Source organism: Providencia sp. PROV119, assembly GCF_028482435.1.
In the GTDB taxonomy this organism is placed as follows: Bacteria; Pseudomonadota; Gammaproteobacteria; order Enterobacterales; family Enterobacteriaceae; genus Providencia; species Providencia stuartii.
Genome location: NZ_JAMPQL010000011.1, coordinates 79,949 through 102,684 on the forward strand (window position 1 = coordinate 79,949; position 22,736 = coordinate 102,684).

The 22,736-nt window shown below is 42.4% G+C and carries 21 protein-coding genes and 2 tRNA genes; 13 read left to right on the forward strand and 10 right to left on the reverse strand.

Features of this window, described 5'->3' with window-relative positions; genetic code table 11:
- Positions 1-15 precede the first annotated feature (15 nt).
- Positions 16-933 (reverse strand): oxygen-dependent coproporphyrinogen oxidase, encoded by a 918-nt coding sequence (gene hemF / locus PSF11_RS11200; protein ID WP_004921339.1) that lies wholly within the window; start codon positions 931-933, stop codon positions 16-18.
- 136 nt (positions 934-1,069) lie between these two features.
- On the opposite strand from hemF, the gene PSF11_RS11205 reads away from it, so the two are divergent.
- From PSF11_RS11205 to cysM, 8 genes are all read left to right on the forward strand, one after another.
- Positions 1,070-1,501: a GNAT family acetyltransferase gene (locus tag PSF11_RS11205; protein WP_014656314.1), complete on the forward strand. Its 432-nt coding sequence runs from the start codon at positions 1,070-1,072 to the stop codon at positions 1,499-1,501.
- A gap of 93 nt (positions 1,502-1,594) precedes the next feature.
- Positions 1,595-2,191 (forward strand): RpoE-regulated lipoprotein, encoded by a 597-nt coding sequence (locus tag PSF11_RS11210; protein WP_004921336.1) that lies wholly within the window; start codon positions 1,595-1,597, stop codon positions 2,189-2,191.
- Between the two features lie 279 nt (positions 2,192-2,470).
- Positions 2,471-3,367 carry a Dyp-type peroxidase gene (locus PSF11_RS11215; protein ID WP_036940983.1) on the forward strand — a complete coding sequence of 299 codons (897 nt, stop codon included), beginning with the start codon at positions 2,471-2,473 and terminating at the stop codon, positions 3,365-3,367.
- Positions 3,368-3,630: 263 nt separating this feature from the next.
- Positions 3,631-4,653 carry a sulfate ABC transporter substrate-binding protein gene (locus tag PSF11_RS11220; RefSeq protein ID WP_272682823.1) on the forward strand — a complete coding sequence of 341 codons (1,023 nt, stop codon included), beginning with the start codon at positions 3,631-3,633 and terminating at the stop codon, positions 4,651-4,653.
- Positions 4,653-5,483, forward strand: coding sequence for a sulfate/thiosulfate ABC transporter permease CysT (gene cysT / locus PSF11_RS11225; protein ID WP_072502410.1), 831 nt, complete (start codon positions 4,653-4,655; stop codon positions 5,481-5,483). The genes PSF11_RS11220 and cysT overlap by 1 nt, the downstream gene beginning before the upstream one ends.
- The gene (cysW, locus tag PSF11_RS11230) at positions 5,483-6,349 is read left to right on the forward strand and encodes a sulfate/thiosulfate ABC transporter permease CysW (protein WP_004921327.1); all 867 of its coding nucleotides are present in this window, start codon (positions 5,483-5,485) and stop codon (positions 6,347-6,349) included. Before cysT ends, cysW begins: the two co-directional genes overlap by 1 nt.
- Entirely contained in the window at positions 6,346-7,434 is a 1,089-nt protein-coding gene (gene cysA / locus PSF11_RS11235) for a sulfate/thiosulfate ABC transporter ATP-binding protein CysA (RefSeq protein WP_060561139.1), read from the forward strand. The genes cysW and cysA overlap by 4 nt, the downstream gene beginning before the upstream one ends.
- Positions 7,435-7,731: 297 nt before the next feature.
- The gene (cysM, locus tag PSF11_RS11240; protein ID WP_004921324.1) at positions 7,732-8,616 is read left to right on the forward strand and encodes a cysteine synthase CysM; all 885 of its coding nucleotides are present in this window, start codon (positions 7,732-7,734) and stop codon (positions 8,614-8,616) included.
- Positions 8,617-8,787: 171 nt separating this feature from the next.
- On the opposite strand, the gene crr is transcribed toward cysM, so the two are convergent.
- The 5 genes from crr to cysZ all read right to left on the reverse strand — a co-directional run bounded on the left by crr (position 8,788) and on the right by cysZ (position 13,824).
- Complete coding sequence (gene crr / locus PSF11_RS11245; protein WP_004921322.1) at positions 8,788-9,297, reverse strand: PTS glucose transporter subunit IIA; 510 nt, start codon at positions 9,295-9,297, stop codon at positions 8,788-8,790.
- A 49-nt stretch (positions 9,298-9,346) separates the two neighbouring features.
- Positions 9,347-11,074: a phosphoenolpyruvate-protein phosphotransferase PtsI gene (gene ptsI / locus PSF11_RS11250; protein ID WP_004921320.1), complete on the reverse strand. Its 1,728-nt coding sequence runs from the start codon at positions 11,072-11,074 to the stop codon at positions 9,347-9,349.
- Between the two features lie 142 nt (positions 11,075-11,216).
- Positions 11,217-11,474 (reverse strand): phosphocarrier protein Hpr, encoded by a 258-nt coding sequence (gene ptsH / locus PSF11_RS11255; protein ID WP_004921318.1) that lies wholly within the window; start codon positions 11,472-11,474, stop codon positions 11,217-11,219.
- 354 nt (positions 11,475-11,828) lie between these two features.
- A complete protein-coding gene (gene cysK / locus PSF11_RS11260) occupies positions 11,829-12,782 on the reverse strand; it encodes a cysteine synthase A (RefSeq protein ID WP_004921315.1) in 954 nt (317 codons plus the stop codon).
- 277 nt (positions 12,783-13,059) lie between these two features.
- On the reverse strand, positions 13,060-13,824 hold the full coding sequence (cysZ, locus tag PSF11_RS11265; protein ID WP_004921313.1) for a sulfate transporter CysZ: 765 nt from the start codon (positions 13,822-13,824) through the stop codon (positions 13,060-13,062).
- 348 nt (positions 13,825-14,172) lie between these two features.
- Here cysZ and zipA point away from each other — a divergent pair, with 348 nt between their 5' ends.
- From zipA to PSF11_RS11285, 4 genes are all read left to right on the forward strand, one after another.
- Entirely contained in the window at positions 14,173-15,186 is a 1,014-nt protein-coding gene (gene zipA / locus PSF11_RS11270) for a cell division protein ZipA (RefSeq protein WP_151207855.1), read from the forward strand.
- Positions 15,187-15,243: 57 nt separating this feature from the next.
- Positions 15,244-17,259 carry an NAD-dependent DNA ligase LigA gene (gene ligA, locus PSF11_RS11275; RefSeq protein WP_004921309.1) on the forward strand — a complete coding sequence of 672 codons (2,016 nt, stop codon included), beginning with the start codon at positions 15,244-15,246 and terminating at the stop codon, positions 17,257-17,259.
- 231 nt (positions 17,260-17,490) lie between these two features.
- On the forward strand, positions 17,491-18,675 hold the full coding sequence (locus PSF11_RS11280) for a NupC/NupG family nucleoside CNT transporter (RefSeq protein ID WP_014656308.1): 1,185 nt from the start codon (positions 17,491-17,493) through the stop codon (positions 18,673-18,675).
- A gap of 70 nt (positions 18,676-18,745) precedes the next feature.
- Positions 18,746-18,961: a DUF3820 family protein gene (locus PSF11_RS11285; RefSeq protein WP_004921304.1), complete on the forward strand. Its 216-nt coding sequence runs from the start codon at positions 18,746-18,748 to the stop codon at positions 18,959-18,961.
- 10 nt (positions 18,962-18,971) lie between these two features.
- Here the strand turns inward: PSF11_RS11285 and PSF11_RS11290 are convergent, their stop codons facing one another.
- On the reverse strand, positions 18,972-19,388 hold the full coding sequence (locus PSF11_RS11290) for a MarR family winged helix-turn-helix transcriptional regulator (RefSeq protein WP_004921302.1): 417 nt from the start codon (positions 19,386-19,388) through the stop codon (positions 18,972-18,974).
- A 132-nt stretch (positions 19,389-19,520) separates the two neighbouring features.
- Here PSF11_RS11290 and PSF11_RS11295 point away from each other — a divergent pair, with 132 nt between their 5' ends.
- Positions 19,521-20,273, forward strand: a complete 753-nt coding sequence (locus PSF11_RS11295; RefSeq protein WP_014656307.1) for an SDR family NAD(P)-dependent oxidoreductase — start codon at positions 19,521-19,523, stop codon at positions 20,271-20,273.
- 203 nt (positions 20,274-20,476) lie between these two features.
- Here the strand turns inward: PSF11_RS11295 and PSF11_RS11300 are convergent.
- The 3 genes from PSF11_RS11300 to gltX form a co-directional block, all read right to left on the reverse strand.
- Positions 20,477-20,552 (reverse strand) — tRNA-Ala (locus PSF11_RS11300).
- Positions 20,553-20,590: 38 nt separating this feature from the next.
- Positions 20,591-20,666: transfer RNA gene (locus tag PSF11_RS11305), tRNA-Ala, on the reverse strand.
- Between the two features lie 204 nt (positions 20,667-20,870).
- A complete protein-coding gene (gene gltX, locus PSF11_RS11310; RefSeq protein ID WP_004921297.1) occupies positions 20,871-22,292 on the reverse strand; it encodes a glutamate--tRNA ligase in 1,422 nt (473 codons plus the stop codon).
- Positions 22,293-22,736: the final 444 nt, after the last annotated feature.

Here is a 22,736-nt window from a genome sequence, read left to right on the forward strand (position 1 = left end):
AAATGATTTTTACGCTTATTTCGCCAGCCAATCTTTTTTAGAGACTAAAAAGTCACTATACAGCTTGGCTTCGGGGGTATTGGGCTCAGGGTGATAGTCATATTCCCAACGGACTAAAGGAGGCATTGACATTAAAATGGATTCTGTACGTCCTCCACTTTGTAAGCCAAATAGTGTACCGCGATCCCACACGAGGTTGAATTCAACATAACGACCACGTCGATACAGTTGAAATTGACGCTCTCTTTCTCCCCACTGATGGTGGCGACGTTTTTCTACGATAGGTACATAGGCATCTAAAAAACCATGACCAACAGCTTGTGTGAAGTCGAAACAAGTCTCGAAATCAGGTTGGTTTAGGTCATCATAAAATAGCCCACCAACGCCTCGTGGCTCATTGCGATGTTTCAAAAAGAAATAGTCATCACACCACGCTTTATATTTGCGGTAAGTTTCTGAACCAAAAGGTGCGCAGAGGTCGTGTGCAATGGTGTGCCAGTGGATCACATCATCTTCAAAACCATAGTAAGGGGTTAAATCGAAACCACCACCAAACCACCAAACGGGATCTTGACCCTCTTTTTCTGCAATAAAAAAACGGACATTTGCATGAGTGGTTGGAATATAGGGATTCAGAGGGTGGATCACTAAAGAGACTCCCATAGCTTGATAGCTACGACCTGCTAATTCAGGGCGGTGAGCGGTTGCTGAACTCGGGAGTTTTGTTCCTTGAATATGGGAAAAGTTAACGCCTGCCTGTTCAAAAATAGCACCTTGAGTTAACACACGGCTGCGGCCTCCGCCACCTTCTGCGCGTTCCCATGTTTGTTCTAGGAAGGTTTCCTTACCATCCAGTTCAGTAATTTTTTGGCAAATGGTTTCTTGTAGTTCAAGCAAAAATGTTTTTACTTGAAAAATATCAGGGTAATTCATTGTTTTCCAATAGAACGGTTGGTAAAAAAAAGTGAGTAAAGTATACCCTTTTGAGTTAAAAAAGGCATATTGAATATTGATTGTGCGCAAAAAGCGGTGATAATGGCAAAAAACTCAGTTAAAACGGGTCATGAACATGGAAATACGCATCTTTCGCCAAAGCGATTTTGAAGAAGTCATCACATTGTGGGAACGCTGTGATTTAAATGAGTTTGGGGATGATCCTGAACTTGATATTGAACGAAAACTCCAGTGTGGTGCAGATCTTTTTCTTGTTGCGGAAGTGACAGGTGAGGTTGTTGGCACTGTGATGGGAGGATATGACGGAATAAGGGGAACGGCATGCTATCTTGCGGTTCATCCAGAGTTTCGTGGCCGAGGTATTGCCAATGCTCTGATTAGTCGCTTAGAGAAAAAATTGCGAGCAAGAGGGTGCGGCAGAATTGAGTTCCTTGTGAATGAGGAGTCTGACGCTGCTATCTGTATGTTCGAAAAAATGTTATATGAAGAAGAGCAGCCAGCAAGGCTTATCTATACAAAAACACTGGATCGTGATTTGGATTTTTAATGCTGTTGCGTGTTTATTTCGTTATAAACTGGAATGTTTTCAGAAAAAGGTTGTCACAGTAAGCAGTCAGTCAGCCAATAAATAGAGGATGTTATGCCCAAAAGTGTAATTGTGAAGCTTTCTCAGATAGTCGCGCTAAGTGGTGTGTTTTTGCTATCGGGTTGTGCAGGCTCAGGGGGGTTTTGGTCTTCACTTTCACCAATGAACTGGTTTAGTAGCCCTATTACTGCGAAGGCAGCGGGTGTGGGGGAGATCACAGGGTTCACACCAATGCAAGCTGACATCATCAAGGAGCGATTAGATAACCGTTACACGATACGAAGTGGGATGCAAACTGAGCAAGGTGAAATTGTGACCGTGTTTCAAGGTATCGATGATGAGACGGTTAAAATTGAAGTGATCGGCCCTGAAAAAGGTTATGTTTCACGTATTATTGTGGATGACCCTGACATTAAAACTGAATGGGGAACGAAAATTGGTTCATCATTTAGCGGTATTTATGAAAAAGCTTTTGGCGCATGTAAAATGGCTGAGCCAATTAATAATCAACCGACTGTTGAATGTGTAGCCCCGCAAACATCCCATATCATTTATCGATTTAATGGTAAATGGCAAGGGCCAGAAGGTTTAATGCCACCGGATGATGAATTAAAGAGCTGGACGGTATCACAAATTATTTGGAAAAAATAATGGTGATTTAGCGTGATGATAGAGAGCTATTGGTCGATAGCTTTGGATTATGTTCTAAACATTTAATTGATATAACAACGTGTTTTATTAAGGTAAAATACGTTGTTATTCCCTCCTAAATATACGATCCCCTCTTAACCCACTTATCTTATTAAGAATAAATTGTGCATTTTTCTAAATGTTAGCCAATATTTGCGTTAAAACAGGTGAAAATCGTCATCGATGAGATACTATATCGCTAGACATAAATAATAAATTATTTAAAAGAGGTTGATTAGCATGTCTCATTCTCAGAGCGGTATTTTGAAAGATCATAGCCGTTTCGGTATTTTCATTGAAGCAATGGTGCAAGGGTCTCTGGCTGATATAAAAACAGGTTGTCAGCGTTTTGTTGAAACACTGACTCAATTACAAGAGCAGTATCCAACAGATAGATTAGGGGCTGTAGTGGCCTTCGGCTCTGATATCTGGAAACAGCTATCAACACCGGAAAGCGCGCCTGAGTTAAAACCATTTCATCCATTAGGTAAAGGGTTAGCGCCAGCAACACAGCGTGATATTTTTATTCATATCCAATCTCAACGCCATGATATTAACTTTTCATTGGCACAGGCGGCACTAAAAGCATTCGGCTCAGCAATTAAAGTCGAAGAAGAGATCCACGGCTTCCGTTGGGTTGAGGAGCGCGACTTAAGTGGCTTTATTGATGGAACCGAAAACCCACAAGGTGAAGAAATTGCTGAAGTTGCATTAATTGCTGATGGCATTGATATGGGAGGCAGTTATATTCTTGTTCAGCGTTATGAGCACAGCCTCAATAAATGGGACCGTTTCTCTGAACAAGAACAAGAGAAAATGATTGGTCGCACCAAAAAAGACAGTGTGGAGCTGGATGAAAGCGAACGTAATGTGACTTCACACGTTTCTCGCGTGGTGGTTGAAGAAGATGGGGAAGAGCTATCGATTATGCGTCATAGCTTGCCATATGGTACGGCAAGCGGCAAACATGGTTTATTCTTCGTTGCGTATTGCGCGCGCCTCCATAATATTGAACAGCAGCTTTTGAGTATGTTTGGTGAAAAAGATGGTAAATATGATGACCTGTTACGCATGACCAAAGCAGTATCAGGAAGCTACTATTTTGCCCCTTCAATTGACACTTTATTGTCGTTATAAATTATTCTTATTGCCGCCATCTGGCGGCAATTTACTTTTGCGTCAATATCCTACTTTTCCCTTCTATTGCTTAGCACCTTCATGAAGGCCTTTCACGCAGTCAACTTTATGATAACTAATATAATTTATTTGCTTATTGCCATAATTTCTTGAATATACCAATTTGATATATTAAAAGGCAATTGATAGCTACACAGTTATAAACAAAGCAGATAAAGTAACCTCATTAGCGTAGTTTTGGTTTAGTCATAAGTAGGTGCCTAATGCAAAAAGCGATTTTAAAGAAAACAGCCTTAGCGAGTCTCGCAACATTTTCATTGATGGGGAGCGCGCCGTTGGTAGCGGCTGAACTGCTCAATAGCTCTTATGATATCGCCCGAGAGCTATTTGTTGAACTAAACCCTGAATTTGAAAAGCAGTGGAATGAACAGCACCCTGATGACAAATTAACGATCAAGCAATCACATGCTGGCTCATCGAAACAAGCCTTAGCTATTTTGCAAGGTTTAAAGGCTGATGTGGTGACTTATAACCAAGTGACAGATGTACAAATCTTGCATGATAAAGGCAAGTTGATCCCTGAAAATTGGCAAGCAAGATTACCGAATAATAGCTCACCTTATTACTCTACGATGGCGTTTTTAGTGCGTAAAGGTAATCCAAAGGGCATTAAAACGTGGGATGATTTAGCGCGTGAAGATGTGAAGCTGATTTTTCCAAATCCAAAAACATCGGGTAATGGTCGTTACACTTATTTAGCGGCATGGGGAGCCTATGCGCAAGAAAATAAAGGTGATGAAAAGAAAACCCGCGAGCAGATGAAGCAGTTTTTGAAAAATGTAGAAGTGTTCGATACAGGGGGGCGTGGTGCCTCAACTTCCTTTATTGAAAGAGGCCTTGGGGATGTATTGATTAGCTTTGAATCAGAAGTGAACAATATTCGTCAGCAGTATGGTGAAACGGACTATGAAGTTATCGTTCCTCCTGTCGATATTCTGGCGGAGTTCCCAGTTGCTTGGGTTGACAAAAACGTTCAGAAAAATGGTACGGAAGAGGTGGCGAAAGCCTATCTTAATTACCTATATAGTCCAAAAGCTCAAGAAATTATCACTAAATTTAACTATCGGGTGAACGATCAGGCAGTCATGGCGGCAAATAAAGATAAGTTCCCTGAAACCCGCTTATTTACGGTCGAATCACAGTTTAAGAGTTGGCCTGCGGTGATGGAGACCCATTTTGCGACGAACGGAGAGTTTGACAAATTGATGGCAGAAGGGCGCCGTTAATGCGTAAGTCAGGGAAACGCTTTTTGCCAGGATTTGGCCTCACACTAGGTAGCAGCCTATTTTATACCTGTTTGATCCTGCTGCTACCTTTGAGTGCGTTAGTCGTTCAGTTATCTGAAATGACGTGGCAACAATATTGGGATGTGATCAGCTATCCGCAAGTCGTTGCCGCTTATAAAGTCACCTTACTGGCTGCACTGGTTGCGAGTTTATTTAATGCGGTTTTTGGCATGCTGCTCGCTTGGATTTTGACTCGGTATCGTTTTCCTGGCCGCACTTTTTTAGACGGCCTTGTTGACTTGCCTTTCGCCTTACCTACCGCGGTGGCAGGTTTAACATTAGCTACGTTATTTTCAGCGTCTGGCTGGTACGGGCAGTTTCTGCATCACTTTGATATTAAAGTAGTAAATACTTGGCTCGGTATTGCTGTCGCAATGGCTTTTACCAGTATTCCGTTCGTTGTACGAACGGTACAGCCTGTGTTAGAAGAGCTTGGGCCTGAATATGAAGAGGCGGCACAAACATTGGGTGCAAGCCGTTGGCAAACATTTCGACGGGTGGTATTGCCTGAAGTTTCTCCCGCATTAATTGCAGGAACAGTATTGTCTTTTACCCGAAGTTTGGGGGAGTTTGGTGCCATTATCTTTATTGCAGGAAATATTGCTTGGCAAACTGAAGTCGTATCTTTGATGATTTTTAGTCAGTTACAACAGTTTGATTACCCAGCAGCGAGTGCGATTGCTTCTGTTATTTTAGCGGTTTCATTATTACTGCTATTTAGCGTCAATGTCGTACAAAGCCGCTTTGGCAAAAGGTTGGGAGGAAAGTAATGGCTCAGGTTACACCTGTCACGGGGGCTTCTCGTCAACCGATTAATTGGGCTAAATGGTCTTTGATTATCACTGGCATATTGTTTTCAGTCATGTTGCTGGTGGTGCCAATTATTTGGATATTTTTGACCGCTTTTTCCAAAGGTATTGATGCGGTTTTAATGAATTTGAATGACGCGGACATGTTGCATGCTATTGGACTGACGGTCCTTATTGCACTGATAACGGTGCCTGTCAACTTGATCTTTGGCACCATGCTCGCGTGGTTAGTTACTCGATTTCAGTTTCCTGGTAGGCAACTGTTATTAACCCTAGTCGATATTCCTTTTGCGGTATCGCCAGTGGTCGCGGGGTTACTTTATCTACTTTTTTATGGCTCCAACAGTTGGTTTGGGGGCTGGCTAGAAAGTTATGATATCCAATTAATGTTCTCGTGGCCCGGTATGGCATTAGTGACCATTTTTGTGACCTGTCCTTTTGTGGTTAGGGAATTAGTTCCACTGATGTTAAGCCAAGGTAGTCACGAAGATGAAGCGGCAGTCTTACTGGGCGCTTCAGGTTGGAAAATGTTTTGGAGAGTTACCTTACCAAATATCCGTTGGGCACTATTGTATGGTGTTGTTCTGACTAATGCTCGAGCAATAGGTGAATTTGGTGCCGTGTCCGTTGTTTCTGGTGCCATACGCGGGGAAACCTATACGCTACCGTTACAAGTAGAATTATTGCATCAAGACTATAACACCGTAGGCGCATTTACTGCTGCTGCGATCCTAGCTGTAATGGCGATTATCACTTTAATTATTAAAAGTGCATTGCAATGGCATTTGAGCCGGCAGCAATCCGAATCAGGAGTTCATTTACCATGAGTATTCAAATTGAAAAAATTGGGAAATTGTTTGGTAGGACGCAAGTGTTGAAAGATATTTCATTAGATATTGCATCTGGTGAAATGGTGGCACTGCTCGGTCCATCCGGTTCAGGTAAGACGACACTGTTACGGATTATTGCAGGGTTAGAACAGCATAGCCATGGCTTACTACGCTTCCATGGTCAAGATGTTAGCCGTATTCATGCTAAAGATAGGCATGTTGGCTTTGTATTTCAACATTATGCCCTGTTTCGTCATATGACGGTGTTTGACAATGTCGCGTTTGGTCTCACCGTTATGCCAAGAAAACAACGCCCATCATCGCAAGCTATCAAGCAGAAAGTCATGCAATTACTTGATATGGTTCAGTTGGCGCATTTGGCCTCTCGTTATCCTTCTCAGCTTTCAGGAGGGCAAAAACAGCGTGTTGCGCTGGCTCGTGCCTTGGCTGTAGAGCCACAAATTTTATTGCTAGATGAGCCTTTCGGTGCGTTGGATGCTCAGGTACGTATTGAATTGCGCCGCTGGTTACGTCAATTACATGATGAATTGAAGTTTACCAGTGTATTTGTCACCCATGATCAGGAAGAGGCCATGGAAGTTGCCGATAGGATAGTGGTGATGAGTCAGGGGCATATTGAGCAAGTTGGCACTCCTGATGATATCTGGCAACGTCCTGAAACGCGTTTTGTGTTGGAGTTTATGGGGGAAGTGAATCAACTCCATGGGCAAATTAAAGGTTCTCAGTTACATATTGATGGTTATGAATTCCCTCTACATCATGCAAGTGCCCAACAAGGCGAGGTGGATGTGTTTTTACGTCCATGGGATATAACATTGAAGAAAGACGTTGATGAACAACACCGATTACCGGTTCGTGTGATTGAATCAGGGCCGAGAGGGCATTTCTGGCAGTTAACGGTACAGCCTATAGGTTGGGGGCATGAACCTCTCTCTGTAGTTTGGCAATCTTCTCATGCAACGCCTGTGCGTGGTGAGCACTATTTCCTTGGTAGTCAACAGGCTAAAATTTACCAAGGTGAAAATGAGCTCTTATTTCCCCAGTTAGCTAAAAGTGCCTAACCATTCCTAATATTGCGTTGATGTTGTTATTTCATCAACGCAATATCCCTCGATATTAAAACGCAATTTATGCCTGCCTGACCATTTTTGAGCTGACCAATGGCATTTTTTTGAGACTATTTTCAGTCAAATTCCCTGTAAACATATCATATATCGATATTAGTAATAACATCGACCAGAATTATTAATTACTGATATATAAGTGAATTTTTTTCATGCTGCTAATTTGTAGGTGTTAGGATACTATCTATATCATTCGAAATGGTGATTATAGATAAATAGAATAAGGAATAGACAGTGGCAACTCTGGAACAATTTATAGGTAATACGCCGCTAGTTAAACTTCAGCGTTTGACACAGGGGATGGACGCTGAAATTTGGGTCAAACTAGAAGGTAATAATCCGGCTGGCTCCGTCAAAGATAGAGCTGCGTATTCAATGATCACAGAAGCGGAAAAACGTGGTGAAATAAAACCTGGTGATACATTGATTGAAGCGACGAGTGGCAATACCGGGATTGCTTTGGCAATGATCGCCGCAGTCAAAGGTTATAAACTCAAACTATTGATGCCCGAAAATATGAGTAAAGAGCGCCAAGCCTCAATGAAGGCTTATGGTGCTGAACTCATTTTAGTCAGTACTTCAGTTGGCATGGAGGGCGCTCGCGATTTAGCTCAAGAAATGGAAGCGAAGGGGGAAGGGAAGGTCCTTGACCAATTTAATAACCCCGATAATCCATTAGCCCATTTCAAGACCACAGGCCCTGAGATATGGCAGCAAACCGATGGGCGCATGACTCACTTTGTTTCAAGTATGGGAACGACAGGAACTATCACGGGAGTCAGTCGTTATTTAAAATCACAATCATCACATATTCAGATTGTGGGCTTACAACCAGCGGAAAAAAGCCAAATTCCGGGGATCCGCCGTTGGTCGCCAGGCTATCTTCCGGGGATCTTCAATCAAGAATTCGTTGATACCGTTTTAGATATTAATCAGGAAGAGGCTGAGGAGACGATGAGAGCCCTCGCTAAACAAGAAGGTATCTTTTGTGGTGTTAGTTCAGGAGGCGCGGTTGCGGGCGCTTTGAGAGTGGCTAAAATGAATCCGGGAGCGGTGATCGTTGCCATTATTTGTGACCGAGGCGATCGCTATCTTTCTACGGGCGTGTTTGACGATTAATTAGCATCGCCATCTAGACACTGACAAAAGCATCAATGTGCTCGAATATAGGTGAGTCGTTGATTGCAACAGATATGATGGCGATGGATTTTATCCTGCCATAAAAAAACCACCAGAGGTCATACAACGCTATCTGGTGGTTTTATTTGAAAAGCTTAAAAGGGATTGCCGTTATTTTTTAACGCGCATAATAACTGTTTCACCCACGGTAACGCTACCGCTAAGCTTAGTCAGCTCTTTAATTTCATCCATATTAGAAATCACAACCGGCGTTAGAACTGATTTTGCTTTTTCTTCCAGCAATGCAAGGTCAAACTCGATAACCAAATCACCTTTTTTAACGGATTGCCCTTCTTCAGCGATACGTTTAAAGCCTTCACCTTTCAGTTCGACTGTATCAATACCGAAGTGAACAAATAGTTCAATACCATCATCAGATTCAATAGAAAACGCATGATTGGTTTCAAATATCTTACCAATAGTCCCATCTACAGGAGCGACAATTTTGTTCCCTGCTGGTTTGATGGCGATACCATCACCAACAATTTTTTCAGCGAAAACAACATCGGGAACATCTTCAATATTGACAATTTCACCCGATAGAGGTGCGATAATTTCAATACTGCCACTGCTATTTTTATCATCCGAAACCAGTGATTTCAGTTTGTCAAACAGACCCATGGACCTTCTCCTAATCGTTTTTATATGGGACCGAACTAATGTGCTGCTCCTAGCATAACGTTTTTTCTTGGATAAAGGTATCAACAAGTTTCATCAATTCGTCTGCGGTTGGTTGGGCAAGGGCTTGCTCAGCCAGTGCTTTAGTATCTGCAAAGTTTGCATTACGAATTAATTTTTTAATACGAGGAATTGAAATTGCACTCATACTAAATTCATCTAACCCCATACCAAGCAGCAACAAGGTTGCACGTTCATCACCTGCTAATTCACCACACATTCCTGTCCATTTGCCTTCTGCATGTGATGCATCAATGACTTGCTTAATCAAGTTCAATACAGCAGGCGACATTGGATTGTAGAGGTGAGAAATCAGCTCATTACCACGGTCAACAGCTAGAGTATATTGAGTGAGATCGTTCGTCCCAATACTGAAAAAGTCAACTTCTTTTGCTAAATGATGAGCAATAACCGCTGCGGCAGGGGTTTCCACCATGACACCAACTTCGATTGATTCATCAAAGGCTTTGCCTTCTTCACGTAATTGACCTTTTAGCATCTCAAGTTCTGCTTTTAGTTCGCGAACTTCCTCAACGGAAATAATCATCGGGAACATAATACGCAGTTTACCAAAACTTGAGGCTCTTAAAATAGCTCTTAACTGAGAATGTAGAATTTCTTTGCGATCAAGGCAAATACGAATTGCCCGCCAGCCTAAGAATGGGTTCTCTTCTTTTGGCAAATTCATGTATGGCAGGTCTTTATCACCGCCGATATCCATGGTACGCACAATAACAGCTTGGCTTCCCATTGCTTCGGCAACAGCTTTGTATGCTTGGAACTGTTCTTCTTCAGTTGGCAGTGAGTCTCTATCCATAAACAGGAACTCAGTGCGATATAAACCAACCCCTTCAGCACCGTTACGCTCAGCACCCGCGACATCGCGTACAGTACCGATGTTTGCACACACTTCGACTTGATGACCATCCAGTGTGATTGCAGGTAAATCTTTTAATTTTGCCAGTTCATTTTTTTCTTGCTGATATTCTTCATTGAATTTTTTCAGCTTATCAATTTCTTGATCTGACGGGTTCAGATAGATGTGGTTGTTGACACCATCTAGAATGAGGTAGTCACCATTTTTGATTTTCGCGGTGGCATCTGAGGTGCCGACAATGGCAGGCAACTCCAGTGAACGAGCCATGATTGAGGTATGTGATGTACGACCACCTAAATCGGTGATGAAACCTAATACTTTATCAAGGTTTAATTGTGCCGTCTCTGACGGTGTTAGGTCAGCTGCAACCAAAATAACCTCTTTGTCGATGGCACTCAAATCGACGATAGGCATACCGAGGATATTTTTTAATAGGCGTTTACCAATATCGCGTACGTCGGCAGCACGCTCTTTCAAATATTCATCATCAAGTGCTTCGAGCGCTTGGGCTTGATCCTCAATAACGGAGTAAACCGCGGCATCAGCTGTTTTTTTATCACTTTTGATTAGAGAGACAATTTCTTGTTCAAGCTCTTCATCTTCCAGCAGCATAATATGGCCTTCAAAGATCTCAGCTTTTTCTGCACCAAGATTTTTTTCGGCTCGCTCTTTAATGAAGCTGAGCTGTTCGGCTGATTTGTTACGTCCTTCAATAAAGTGTTGGATCTCGGTTTCTATCTGGTCGTCAGTAATTTTTTTTGTGCTGACAGTGATAGGATCTTCTTTGAGGATTAAAGCCTGACCAAAAGCAAAACCTGGGGATACTAAAATTCCTGAAATCATAATATTACCTTACTACTGCGGGTAGGTGTTCTGATGTTGAAAAGACAACAGTAAGCTTATCTGTGTGTAAACTGATATCCCTGAATGATGCCATTCAGGGATGAAGATTAATGCGGTGACACAGGCTCTCTTGCTTGTGCGGTTATTCCAACTCACCCATCAGTTTAACTAAATGCTCAACTGCTTGTTTTTCATCTTCGCCTTCGGCAGAAATTGTCACAACAGTACCTTGAGTTAAGCCTAGAGTTTGTAACTTAAATAGGCTTTTTGCGCTTGCTGATTTGCCACCAGAAGTCAAAGTAATATCAGAAGAGAATGCTTTGGCTTCTTTCACAAATTGAGCGGCAGGGCGAGTATGTAAGCCGTTAGGTGCTGTAATAGTGACTTCTTGCTGGAACATATTATTTCCTCAATAACTTTAGTTTTTTATAATGACCTAAGCTAGTGTAGTTGAATAAACTTAGGTTTGCGTATTGTTAGATTATTAACTGTTAAAAAGGTTTCCTACTTTGTTGCGTATCAACACTTTTTCAGTTTATTGGCCTAAATAATGTCAATTTAAATCGCAAAGAATATGAGTAATTGAACAAATCTTTGACTTAAAGTTGATTAATTTCGTGGCTCAAAATAATTACTATGTTTAATACTAAACCCTAGGTCAGAAATCATCTCAATACGTGCTAAAGTTTGATCCATTCCACAAAAAAAGCACCAAATAGGTGCTTTTTTAACGATTAATTAACGGTTTTTAAAATTACTCGGCGGATAGATCGGAAAATAGAACCGTTGATAAATAGCGCTCGCCTGATGAAGGTAAGATAACAACAATGTTTTTATCTTTAAATTCAGGTTCAGCTGCGAGTTTTACTGCGGCTGCAAGAGCAGCACCTGATGAAATCCCTGCTAGGATCCCTTCTTTTTCCATTAATTGGCGGGCAGTTTGAATGGCTTCATCATCACTGATTTTAAATACTCTATCAATAAGCGTGATATCTAGGTTGCCAGGAATGAAACCAGCCCCGATCCCTTGAATTTTATGTGGGCCTGGCTTGACTTCATCTCCTGCTAGCGTTTGGCTAATAACAGGGGACGTTTCAGGCTCTACCGCAACCAGAGTGACATTTTTGCCCTTGGTTTTTTTCAAATAACGACCGATACCGGTGATAGTACCCCCAGTTCCCACACCCGCGATAACAACATCAACCTTACCGTCAGTATCACTCCAAATCTCAGGTCCTGTCGTTTTTTCATGAATTTCAGGGTTAGCTGGATTATTAAATTGTTGCAGCAAAATATACTTATGCGGATTGCTGTTGACGATTTCTTCGGCTTTCTCAATGGCGCCTTTCATCCCTTTAGCGCCTTCAGTCAATACAAGATTCGCCCCTAATGCTTTAAGCAGTTTACGGCGTTCGACGCTCATCGTTTCAGGCATGGTCAATGTTAATTTGTAGCCTCTAGCCGCGGCGACATACGCCAAAGCAATCCCTGTATTACCACTAGTAGGTTCAACCAGCTCTTTTTCTTTGGTCAGAAGTCCTTTTTTCTCAGCATCCCAAATCATATTCGCACCAATACGGCATTTAACGCTGAAACTTGGGTTGCGTGATTCAACTTTCGCTAAGATATTGCCATTGCCGAAATGCTTTAAACGTACTAATGGGGTATGGCCAATGGTTAGCGAATTATCATCATAAATTTTACTCATGGGATATCCTTATAATCAGGCAGTTGCCTATTTAGAACTGAGAATGATAGATAAGATTGACTCCAAACATACGTGAACTCGCTATTATTGCAAATATAAATTAAGTATAAGCTTATAACGAATTGCTATCTTATATGGAAAAATTATAAGTAAAAGGTTGTGACACAAGCACCTATCATAAAATATGTTGCGCTGTGTCTGTGGTCTGAGGGAGGTTGAAGATGAAAAAGTGCGAGGTGTAAATTCCCCCCGCACTCTTGATCAAATCAGTGAATAATTAATAGCGTGCATGACGAGCGCGGTATTGGTCAACCCACATTAAGGTCGCGCCACAAACGGCAACAGGCATAATAATCAAGTTAAGGATAGGTATCATCATTAACACACTAACTGCTCCACCAAATTGAATATTATTCATGCGGTCTTTGGCTAAAGCATTTTTCATTTCACTAAAGCTAACGCGGTGATTATCAAATGGATAATCGCAATACTGAATTGACATCATCCACGCACCGAATAGGAACCAAAGAATGGGAGCAACAGTTTGCCCAATACCAGGGATAAAAAACAAAATTAATAAGCCAATAGCGCGCGGAAGGTAATAACCGATCCTAACAAACTCACGCTTAACCATGCGTGGAACATCTTTTGCGATATCAACAATACCGCCATCAGGGGCGGGCACACCGGTTAATTCTGATTCGAGCTTTTCGGATAACCAACCATTAAACGGTGCGGCGATAATGTTGGCAACCGTACTGAAAAAGTAAGTAAATATAAGTAAAATCGAAATAACGGAAATAGGCCAAATAAGATAATCAAGCCATTGTAACCAACTAGGAATATAGCTCATGACTTGGTCAATCCAACCACCAAGTTTGGTATATAACCACCAAAATGCACCACCAAGTAAGATGATATTGGCTAAAAGTGGTAGAATAACAAAACGTTTAATACCTGGACGTGTAACAAGACGCCATCCTTGAACGAAGTAATAAAAACCTGAATGGCTTTTTTGTTGCGAATCTGTCGATTGTATCATACTTCTTATTCTCTCCTTTGCGGTTGACTATGTATCATATAGATAGGTTTTTAGGCTGGCTAGTCAGTATTTGCTTAAAAAAGCAGCAAACGAAAGCAGAATTGTCTCTTTCTTATCAGAAAATCGTTTAGGGGGTTGCACTTAGCACGTTTGACAAATAATCTTAAGATATATCCGTCATTTTTTAAGTTGTTTTTCGGTTGACGGCGTTTTACCGCTGAAATCCCCAAAATCATACCGCAATGCGGGGCGAGGGGAGCGGGAGTGCGCCTTGGCTTGCAACTTAAAGTATTTTGGCTTATTTTTTGCCGTGGTGGCATTATCATTCAACAATTAGAGATAGCAGCGATGCAGGATTTGCGTCTGATATTAGTGGTCGTAGGTGCGATAGCCATAATTGCGTTATTACTGCATGGTTTATGGACCAGCCGTAAAGAGCGCTCTAAGTTATTCCGTGATCGTCCCGTAAAACGCCGAAAACATGACAGTCAGGATAAATCATCGGATTATGATGATGATTCTGCATTATTCAGTGAAACTCAAAAGGTAGAGCCTCCCGTCTCTTCACCGGTAGTTTCTGAGCCTGCTCGTCAGGTTCAAGAAGAACGTCGTGCCGAACCTGATTTGCCACCCATTACATCTTCTACTCGTGATACCGAGCCTGTATTAAATATTACGCCTGAGCGTTCAGAGCCTGTTGAATCTGATATTGACTCGCGCGTTAATGCTGTAAATGAACAACCCGCGATGAAGGTGGAACCAACGGTTCAACCAATAGCGACACCAGTCTCTACAGCGAATGGGCGCACTCAGCATGCGCCTGAACAACCAGAATTTGATTTTGACATTCACGAAGAGCAAGAGGGGCCACAGCCGACACACCATGAACAGGAACAGGCGCACACTGAGAAGAAAACTGAACAACCGCAAAACCAATCTTCAGAGAACAACAAGGAGACGGTTCTGGTTCTTCATGTAGCTGCACTTCAGGGGCAAGTTCTACAAGGTGAAGCGCTGTTGCAAAGCATTCTTCAAGCGGGCTTCCAGTTCGGTGAAATGCGTATTTTCCATCGACATGTGCATCCATCGGGAACAGGGCCGGTTTTATTTAGTCTTGCTAATATGGTGAAACCGGGGTCTTTTGATCCAGAAACGATGTCAGAGTTCACCACTCCGGGTATCTCTATGTTTATGATGGTGCCATCGTATGGTGAAGCAGGGCAAAATTTCAAATTGATGTTGCAAGCTGCACAGCGTATTGCTTCCGATGTGGGGGGCGTAGTCCTTGATGATGAGCGTAAAATGCTCACACCTCAGAAAATTGAGGTGTACCATGCTCGGATCCGCAACACACTGAATTAAATATCAGAATCAACGAAACCCCCTTAACTGGGGGTTTTTTATCTTTACTGGTGAAACATGACTACAAAACAACATCTCGATACACTCAAACAACAATTACGTCATCATGAATATCAATATCATGTATTAGATGCACCTGAAATCCCAGATGCAGAATATGACAAACTCATGGAAGAGCTGAAGGCTATCGAAGCGGAACATCCTGAATGGATCACCAGTGACTCACCGACTCAGCGAGTGGGTGCGGCTCCATTAGCGGCGTTTGACACCGTACGTCATGAAATACCGATGTTATCGCTTGATAACGTATTTGATGAAGAAAGCTATCTTGCTTTCGACAAACGCGTGAGAGACCGATTAAAAGATCAGCAAGAACAAACCTTCTGTTGTGAATTAAAATTAGATGGCCTTGCGGTGAGCTTACTGTATGAGAATGGCGAACTCGTCCAAGCCGCTACTCGCGGTGATGGAACTGTGGGGGAAAATATTACCTCTAATGTTCGTACAATTCGTGCTATTCCACTTCGTTTAACGGGTGAAAATATTCCTGCTAGGGTAGAAATTCGTGGTGAAGTATTTATGCCACAAAAAGGCTTTGAAGCATTGAATGAGGAAGCGCGCCGTACAGGTGGAAAAGTTTTCGCTAACCCTCGTAACGCGGCAGCGGGGTCATTACGCCAATTAGACCCACGTATTACAGCGAAAAGGCCTTTAACGTTCTACTGCTATGGCGTGGGGCTGGTGGAAGGCGAAACACTGCCAGATACTCATTATGAGCGACTGATGCAATTTAAGAAGTGGGGGTTACCTGTAAGTGAGTATGTGCAATTACGGACAGGCGCTCAGGCGGTATTGGACTTTTATCATGAGATAGAAAAAGCTCGCCCAACATTAGGCTTTGATATTGATGGGGTCGTCATTAAAATTAACGACATTGCAACCCAAGAAGAGTTAGGCTTTGTGTCTCGGGCACCTCGTTGGGCAACGGCGTTTAAGTTCCCGGCTCAAGAGCAGATGACATTGCTAAAAGATGTTGAATTCCAAGTTGGACGTACCGGAGCAATTACGCCTGTTGCACGTTTGGAACCAGTTCAAGTTGCCGGCGTGACAGTCAGTAATGCGACGCTACACAACGCTGATGAAATTGAGCGCTTAGGGGTTCATATCGGTGATACTGTTGTGATCCGTCGTGCGGGCGATGTGATACCTCAAATTGTGAGTGTTGTTGAGTCTGAACGCCCAGCCGATAGCCGAGAAATTGTTTTCCCAACTCACTGCCCAGTCTGTGGCTCTGATGTGGAACGTGTCGAAGGTGAGGCCGTTGCGCGTTGTACTGGTGGGTTGATTTGTGGTGCACAACGTAAAGAAGCACTGAAACATTTTGTCTCACGCCGTGCGATGGATGTGGATGGCATGGGCGATAAGATCATCGACCAATTAGTTGAAAAAGAATATGTGAAAAATCCGGCTGATCTGTACCAATTAAGTGCAGGGATATTGACGGGTTTAGATCGCATGGGGCCAAAGTCGGCACAAAATTTAGTGGAAGCCCTAAATAAATCGAAATCAACGACTCTCGCTCGTTTTATTTATGCGTTAGGCATTCGTGAGGTCGGTGAGGCTACCGCGGCAAATTTAGCGGCGCATTATGGCACCCTTGAAGCCCTAATGGCGGCAGATGAGGAGTCACTCAAAACGGTACAAGATGTTGGTCATGTGGTGGCTAAGCATGTCGTTAACTTTTTCCGCGAGGAGCATAATCAAACTGTCATTCAAGCGTTAATAGATAAGGCGAATATTCATTGGCCAGAAGCTGTTGCGGTAGATGTGAGTACGATAGATAGTCCATTTGCAGGGAAAACCGTGGTATTGACGGGCTCTTTGAGCCAACTGACACGGGATGAAGCAAAAGATAAATTAGTGGCACTCGGCGCTAAAGTCTCTGGCAGTGTCTCTAAGAAGACGCATTTAGTCATTGCAGGTGAGGCGGCAGGTTCAAAACTGGCAAAAGCAAATGAGCTAGGTATACCTGTCATTGACGAAAATGAGCTAATTCGCTTATTAGAAGCCTAATAATTAACGAGAGTTTGAAGTATCATTACCCAGAAAATGGGTAATGATATGATCTGTATCAATCTACCACCTAAGAATTAGAATTTACTGTAATAATGTGATCGGTATATATTTTTTGCAAAATACACTGGGGTCGTTTTCATACTAATGTGATTCCCGTCTCATTTAAATGTCGGCTATTACATAGAATAGATACATAAACCGCTTTATTAAATTTGTATGGAGTCGCATATGACCTCGATCCTGCATTTTGTTCTATCCCTTGTTGTAATTGGCGCTCTTGCAGTCTTAGCCAGTAGTAACCGTAAGGCGATACGACTACGCTATGTTTTTCAACTACTGGTTATTCAAATCGCATTAGCATACTTCTTCTTGAATTCTAATGTCGGTTCTTCATTCGTACTAGGCGTTGCAAGTGTTTTCACCCATTTATTAGGTTATGCAGCCGAAGGGACCAAGTTCGTTTTTGGTGGCATGATCGAAGGCAATCTAGCGTTTTTCTTCTTGCAAGTCCTCTGCCCAATCATCTTTATTTCCGCACTGATCGGTATCTTACAGCATATTAAGGTGCTGCCTCTTGTGATCCGTGTGATCGGTACGGTTCTATCTAAAGTCAATGGTATGGGCAAGCTAGAGTCTTTTAACGCGGTTAGCTCACTGCTATTAGGCCAATCTGAAAACTTTATTGCCTATAAAGATCAGCTAGGCAAAATGTCTGAACGTAGAATGTACACCATGGCTGCAACGGCAATGTCGACGGTTTCTATGTCGATAGTTGGTGCATATATGTCCATGCTAGAACCGCGCTTTGTGGTTGCAGCATTGGTACTTAACATGTTTGGTACTTTCGTGATCCTTTCCTTAATCAACCCATACCCACCTGAAGCCGAAGAAGAGTTACAGATGACCAATATTCATGAAGGTCAAAGCTTCTTTGAAATGTTGGGTGAATATATCCTTGCCGGCTTTAAAGTTGCGATTATCGTATCAGCCATGTTAATCGGTTTTATCGCTTTGATTGCCATGGTAAATGGTATCTGTATGGCGATTTTTGATATCAAGTTCCAAACCATGCTGGGCTACGTGTTCTACCCATTTGCTTGGATATTAGGTATCCCTGCTGAAGAAGCATTGCAAGTCGGTGGGATCATGGCGGTAAAAATGGTCACTAACGAGTTCGTCGCAATGGGCGACCTAAAAGAGGTTGCAGCAACGTTATCAACACGTTCAGTCGGTATTTTATCGGTATTTTTAGTCTCTTTTGCTAACTTCTCCTCAATCGGTATTGTGGCAGGGGCAATCAAAGGCTTAAATGAGAAACAGGGTAACACGGTTGCACGTTTTGGCTTGAAACTGCTGTTTGGTTCAACATTAGTTAGCTTCCTATCAGCGGCTGTTGTTGGCTTAATTCTGTAAAACATAAAAGCGTGGTAAAGTGTAAAACGGCGTTCATTATGAATGCCGTTTTTGCTTTTAGGAGGAAAAAATGGAAAAACAAGATCTCATTGATATGGCAAACACGCGGATGCCATTTGGAAAATATCAAGGTCGTGTATTGATCGATCTTCCTGAAGAATATCTGCTATGGTTTTACAAAAAAGGGGCATTTCCACAGGGGCGATTAGGGCAACTGATGGAAATGGCATTAGGCTTAAAAATAGAGGGGCTAGATGGCCTTGTAAAGCCTTTAAAACGAGTTTAGTTGTATTGGGTCAGTCATGGCCTAAAGCCGCAGTGACTTTCTGTGAAAGCTGGATAAACAAAGCTTGTTCATTCGCTGTTAAAGCACTACTGACTTTAGCGGCATTTTCTTTTCGGCCTGTTGCTGCACGTTGTAAAAAATCCCGACCTTCATCGGTTAAGTGAGTGATTAATTCTCGCTTATCTTGTTCAGATTGGTATTGGCTCACGAACCCAAGTGCTTTTAGTGCTCGAAGAAACTTGGATAAATTCTGCCGAGATATGCCTAACAGTTGGCTTAATTGCCCTGGTGTTTGATCCCCTTTGAGCCGAAGTATTTCTAATACATCATATTGCCCCCAAGTGACCTGTTCAGGTGTAAAGCTTAAACGCCTCGCAACCAAGGTACATTGCAAAAGTGATAGTGCATCTTCGAGTTGATTTGCCATGTTATTTCATCATGTTAGTGATTATTGACACAGTATAGCCTTATCAATCCGATAAAATCGACTATTGATTAACTAAAGTTAATCATATACAGTGTAGTTAATTAACTTTAGTTAATCATGTTGAGAGGAAGTATGCAAAATTTACAAGAGAAAGTCGCTTTAGTGACAGGCGCATCAACAGGAGTTGGTGAAGAAATTGCACTACATTTATACCAATGTGGTGCGACGGTGTTTATAACAGGACGCAACGAAATATCATTACAAACAGCAGCCAATAAGATAGACCAAAGTGGCGAACGTGTTATTCCTTTAGTGATGGATGTGACAAGTCACGAGCAATTTAAAGCAGCAATTACACAAATTGAGCAGCAGTGTGGGGCGTTACACTATTTGGTTAATAATGCAGGGATCACAGGACCTCATGGCGTTACTATTGAGGATTATCCACTAGCGGATTGGGATGCCGTTATCGCAACTGATGTGAGTGGAACTTTTTATGGATTAAAATACGGATTACCTGCAATCGTCAGGGCGGGAGGCGGAGCCGTCGTGAACTTATCTGCATGTAATGGCGTGACTGGTATTGCGGGTATTTCACCTTATACAGCGGCAAAACATGCTGTTTTAGGTCTAACTCGTGCAACGGCACTAGAGTATGCTCAAAAAGGGGTGAGGATTAATGCTATCGGTCCTGGTTATGTCGCAACGCCAAATATAATGAATTTACCAACTGAAACTCAAGAATGGATGGCATCGACTCACCCAATGGGGCGCATGGCAACGCGTGAAGAGATCGCAAAAACAGTCGCATTTTTACTTTCTGATGATAGCAGTTTTATTACAGGGGCATTTATACCCGTCGATGGGGGATATACGGCACAATAGGGATGCGGTGGTGATAGATATTCATGGCTAGCCGCAACCACTTCTTCTTACAAGAAGTGCATCAAAAACAGCCATAGTATGAGGAAGTGTTATATCTCAATAGCGGCTATTTTTCTGAAGTAAAACCGGATGACATCTCGAACCAATCTATTATATTGGGATAAAAAAGAGATAGGCTGACTAACTATTGACAGGATATAAGGTGGTGGAGCTAAGCGGGATCGAACCGCTGACCTCTTGCATGCCATGCAAGCGCTCTCCCAGCTGAGCTATAGCCCCAACAAAATGATTTTGATACCACCTAACAGGGAATTAGATGGTGGAGCTAAGCGGGATCGAACCGCTGACCTCTTGCATGCCATGCAAGCGCTCTCCCAGCTGAGCTATAGCCCCAAACAAAATCTTTTGGACGGAGGGCATAATATTCAAGCAATGTCAGGGTGTCAATCAAATAATGTGGTTTTAAGTTTAATTGCTGAATTATAGAGCATTTCGTCAATGAATAAGGGGGTGTATAGAGATTAGAGGAGTACTTATAAGGTTGATAAGGCGTGAACCCCTATGATGCTAACCATCACAGGGGCTTAATTAAATCAATTACTGGGCTGAGGCTTCACGTTCGGCGATAAACGACAACGCTTTATCAATGCGTGCAATAGCACGTGTTTGACCAATCGCATGAACGGTAACATCTAACGCAGGGGATTGACCCGCACCAGTTACAGCGACACGTAATGGCATGCCGACCTTACCCATACCAACGTCTAATTCAGCGGCCGTTTGTTCGATAGCTTGATGAACGTTTTCTGCTGTCCAATCGGTAATTGCTGACAGTTTTTGTTTCACCGTTTCTAATGGTTGACGTGCAACAGGGCGCAAGTGTTTTTTCGCGGCATCTGCATCGAACTCATCAAACTCTTCATAGAAGTAGCGGCAGGATTCAGCGATCTCTTTCAATGTTTTGCAGCGTTCACCGAGCAATTTAACTAACTCAGCTAATTGCGGGCCATTTTCAGTGTTGATGTTTTGTTGCTCAATATGCCATGCAAGGTGAACGGCAACTTCTTCTGGTGGCAATTGATTAATATAATGGTGGTTTAACCAAAGCAACTTATCGGTATTGAATGCGCTCGCTGATTTGCTAATTGCATCTAAGCTAAAGTATTCAATCATTTCTTCACGAGAAAAAATCTCTTGGTCGCCATGTGACCAGCCCAAACGAACTAAATAGTTGAGTAGTGCTTCTGGTAAATACCCTTCGTCGCGATATTGCATAACGCTTACAGCACCGTGACGCTTGGAGAGTTTTTTACCGTCATCGCCTAAAATCATTGAAACGTGTGCATATTCAGGAACAGGTGCTCCTAGCGCTTTTAAGATATTAATTTGGCGTGGGGTATTGTTGATATGATCTTCACCGCGGATAACGTGAGTAATTTCCATATCCCAGTCATCAATAACCACACAGAAGTTATAAGTTGGTGAGCCATCGGTGCGGCGAATAATGAGGTCATCTAACTCTTGATTACTAAACTCAATCGGGCCACGGATTTTATCATCAAAAATAACCGAGCCTTCTTGTGGATTACGGAAACGAACAACATGCGGCTCGTCAGGCGTATGGTTATGGGCGTGATCACGGCAGCAGCCATCATAGCGAGGCTTTTCACCTGATGCCATCTGTTGATCACGCAGCGCCTCTAAGCGCTCTTTTGAGCAGTAGCAACGATAAGCGGTACCTGCTTCAAGCATTTGGTCAATAACATCGTTATAACGGTCAAAGCGTTTCGTTTGATAATAAGGGCCTTCATCCCAATTCAAATTTAACCAGTTCATACCATCCATAATGGCATCGATAGCTTCCTGAGTTGAGCGTTCTAAGTCCGTATCTTCGATACGCAGAACAAATTCGCCTTGATTATGGCGGCTGAATAACCAGGAATAAAGCGCAGTACGCGCTCCACCAACATGTAAATACCCTGTTGGACTAGGTGCAAAACGGGTTTTAATTTTACTCATCGAGATTGCCTTAATTGCGATACGTGGTTTCTAACATGCCAACGTTCTCTAAATAATAGGGAAGCGTTAAATATAAACAGCCTATCATTGATGTGTGAGCGAAAGATTTCTTCTCGCTATCGGTCACCAGAGAAACACGTCAGCATGTCTAAAATGTTGTTCTATTCTATCACTCTAAAGTGATACCTCAATCAAGTTATCGATGTTGATGCAAATAAAATCCGTAAAAAAAGAAAAAGGATAGGCAATTTCTCAGCATAAAAATATTTTTGTTCTAATATTGTATTGGTTGGGTGATACAAAAGCTTAATTATTGGTTAAATAAGGTTCTTTTCTGGTGAATATTGGAACATCTTGCTTATTTTTACAACGAACAGAAAAAATCTATTCAAAAACCGTTGACTCAGAACGAGGGATCCCTATAATGCACCTCCATCGACGGCA

Coding starts and splice junctions, on each gene's coding strand:
- PSF11_RS11280 (WP_014656308.1), top strand. CDS start 17,491: ATGACCTCGATCCTGCATTTTGTTCTATCCCTTGTTGTAATTGGCGCT.
- crr (WP_004921322.1), bottom strand. CDS start 9,297: ATGGGTCTGTTTGACAAACTGAAATCACTGGTTTCGGATGATAAAAAT.
- PSF11_RS11215 (WP_036940983.1), top strand. CDS start 2,471: ATGTCTCATTCTCAGAGCGGTATTTTGAAAGATCATAGCCGTTTCGGT.
- PSF11_RS11295 (WP_014656307.1), top strand. CDS start 19,521: ATGCAAAATTTACAAGAGAAAGTCGCTTTAGTGACAGGCGCATCAACA.
- cysZ (WP_004921313.1), bottom strand. CDS start 13,824: ATGATACAATCGACAGATTCGCAACAAAAAAGCCATTCAGGTTTTTAT.
- PSF11_RS11210 (WP_004921336.1), top strand. CDS start 1,595: ATGCCCAAAAGTGTAATTGTGAAGCTTTCTCAGATAGTCGCGCTAAGT.
- gltX (WP_004921297.1), bottom strand. CDS start 22,292: ATGAGTAAAATTAAAACCCGTTTTGCACCTAGTCCAACAGGGTATTTA.
- cysA (WP_060561139.1), top strand. CDS start 6,346: ATGAGTATTCAAATTGAAAAAATTGGGAAATTGTTTGGTAGGACGCAA.
- cysW (WP_004921327.1), top strand. CDS start 5,483: ATGGCTCAGGTTACACCTGTCACGGGGGCTTCTCGTCAACCGATTAAT.
- ptsH (WP_004921318.1), bottom strand. CDS start 11,474: ATGTTCCAGCAAGAAGTCACTATTACAGCACCTAACGGCTTACATACT.
- PSF11_RS11285 (WP_004921304.1), top strand. CDS start 18,746: ATGGAAAAACAAGATCTCATTGATATGGCAAACACGCGGATGCCATTT.
- cysT (WP_072502410.1), top strand. CDS start 4,653: ATGCGTAAGTCAGGGAAACGCTTTTTGCCAGGATTTGGCCTCACACTA.
- PSF11_RS11290 (WP_004921302.1), bottom strand. CDS start 19,388: ATGGCAAATCAACTCGAAGATGCACTATCACTTTTGCAATGTACCTTG.
- PSF11_RS11205 (WP_014656314.1), top strand. CDS start 1,070: ATGGAAATACGCATCTTTCGCCAAAGCGATTTTGAAGAAGTCATCACA.
- cysK (WP_004921315.1), bottom strand. CDS start 12,782: ATGAGTAAAATTTATGATGATAATTCGCTAACCATTGGCCATACCCCA.
- ptsI (WP_004921320.1), bottom strand. CDS start 11,074: ATGATTTCAGGAATTTTAGTATCCCCAGGTTTTGCTTTTGGTCAGGCT.
- ligA (WP_004921309.1), top strand. CDS start 15,244: ATGACTACAAAACAACATCTCGATACACTCAAACAACAATTACGTCAT.
- hemF (WP_004921339.1), bottom strand. CDS start 933: ATGAATTACCCTGATATTTTTCAAGTAAAAACATTTTTGCTTGAACTA.
- zipA (WP_151207855.1), top strand. CDS start 14,173: ATGCAGGATTTGCGTCTGATATTAGTGGTCGTAGGTGCGATAGCCATA.
- PSF11_RS11220 (WP_272682823.1), top strand. CDS start 3,631: ATGCAAAAAGCGATTTTAAAGAAAACAGCCTTAGCGAGTCTCGCAACA.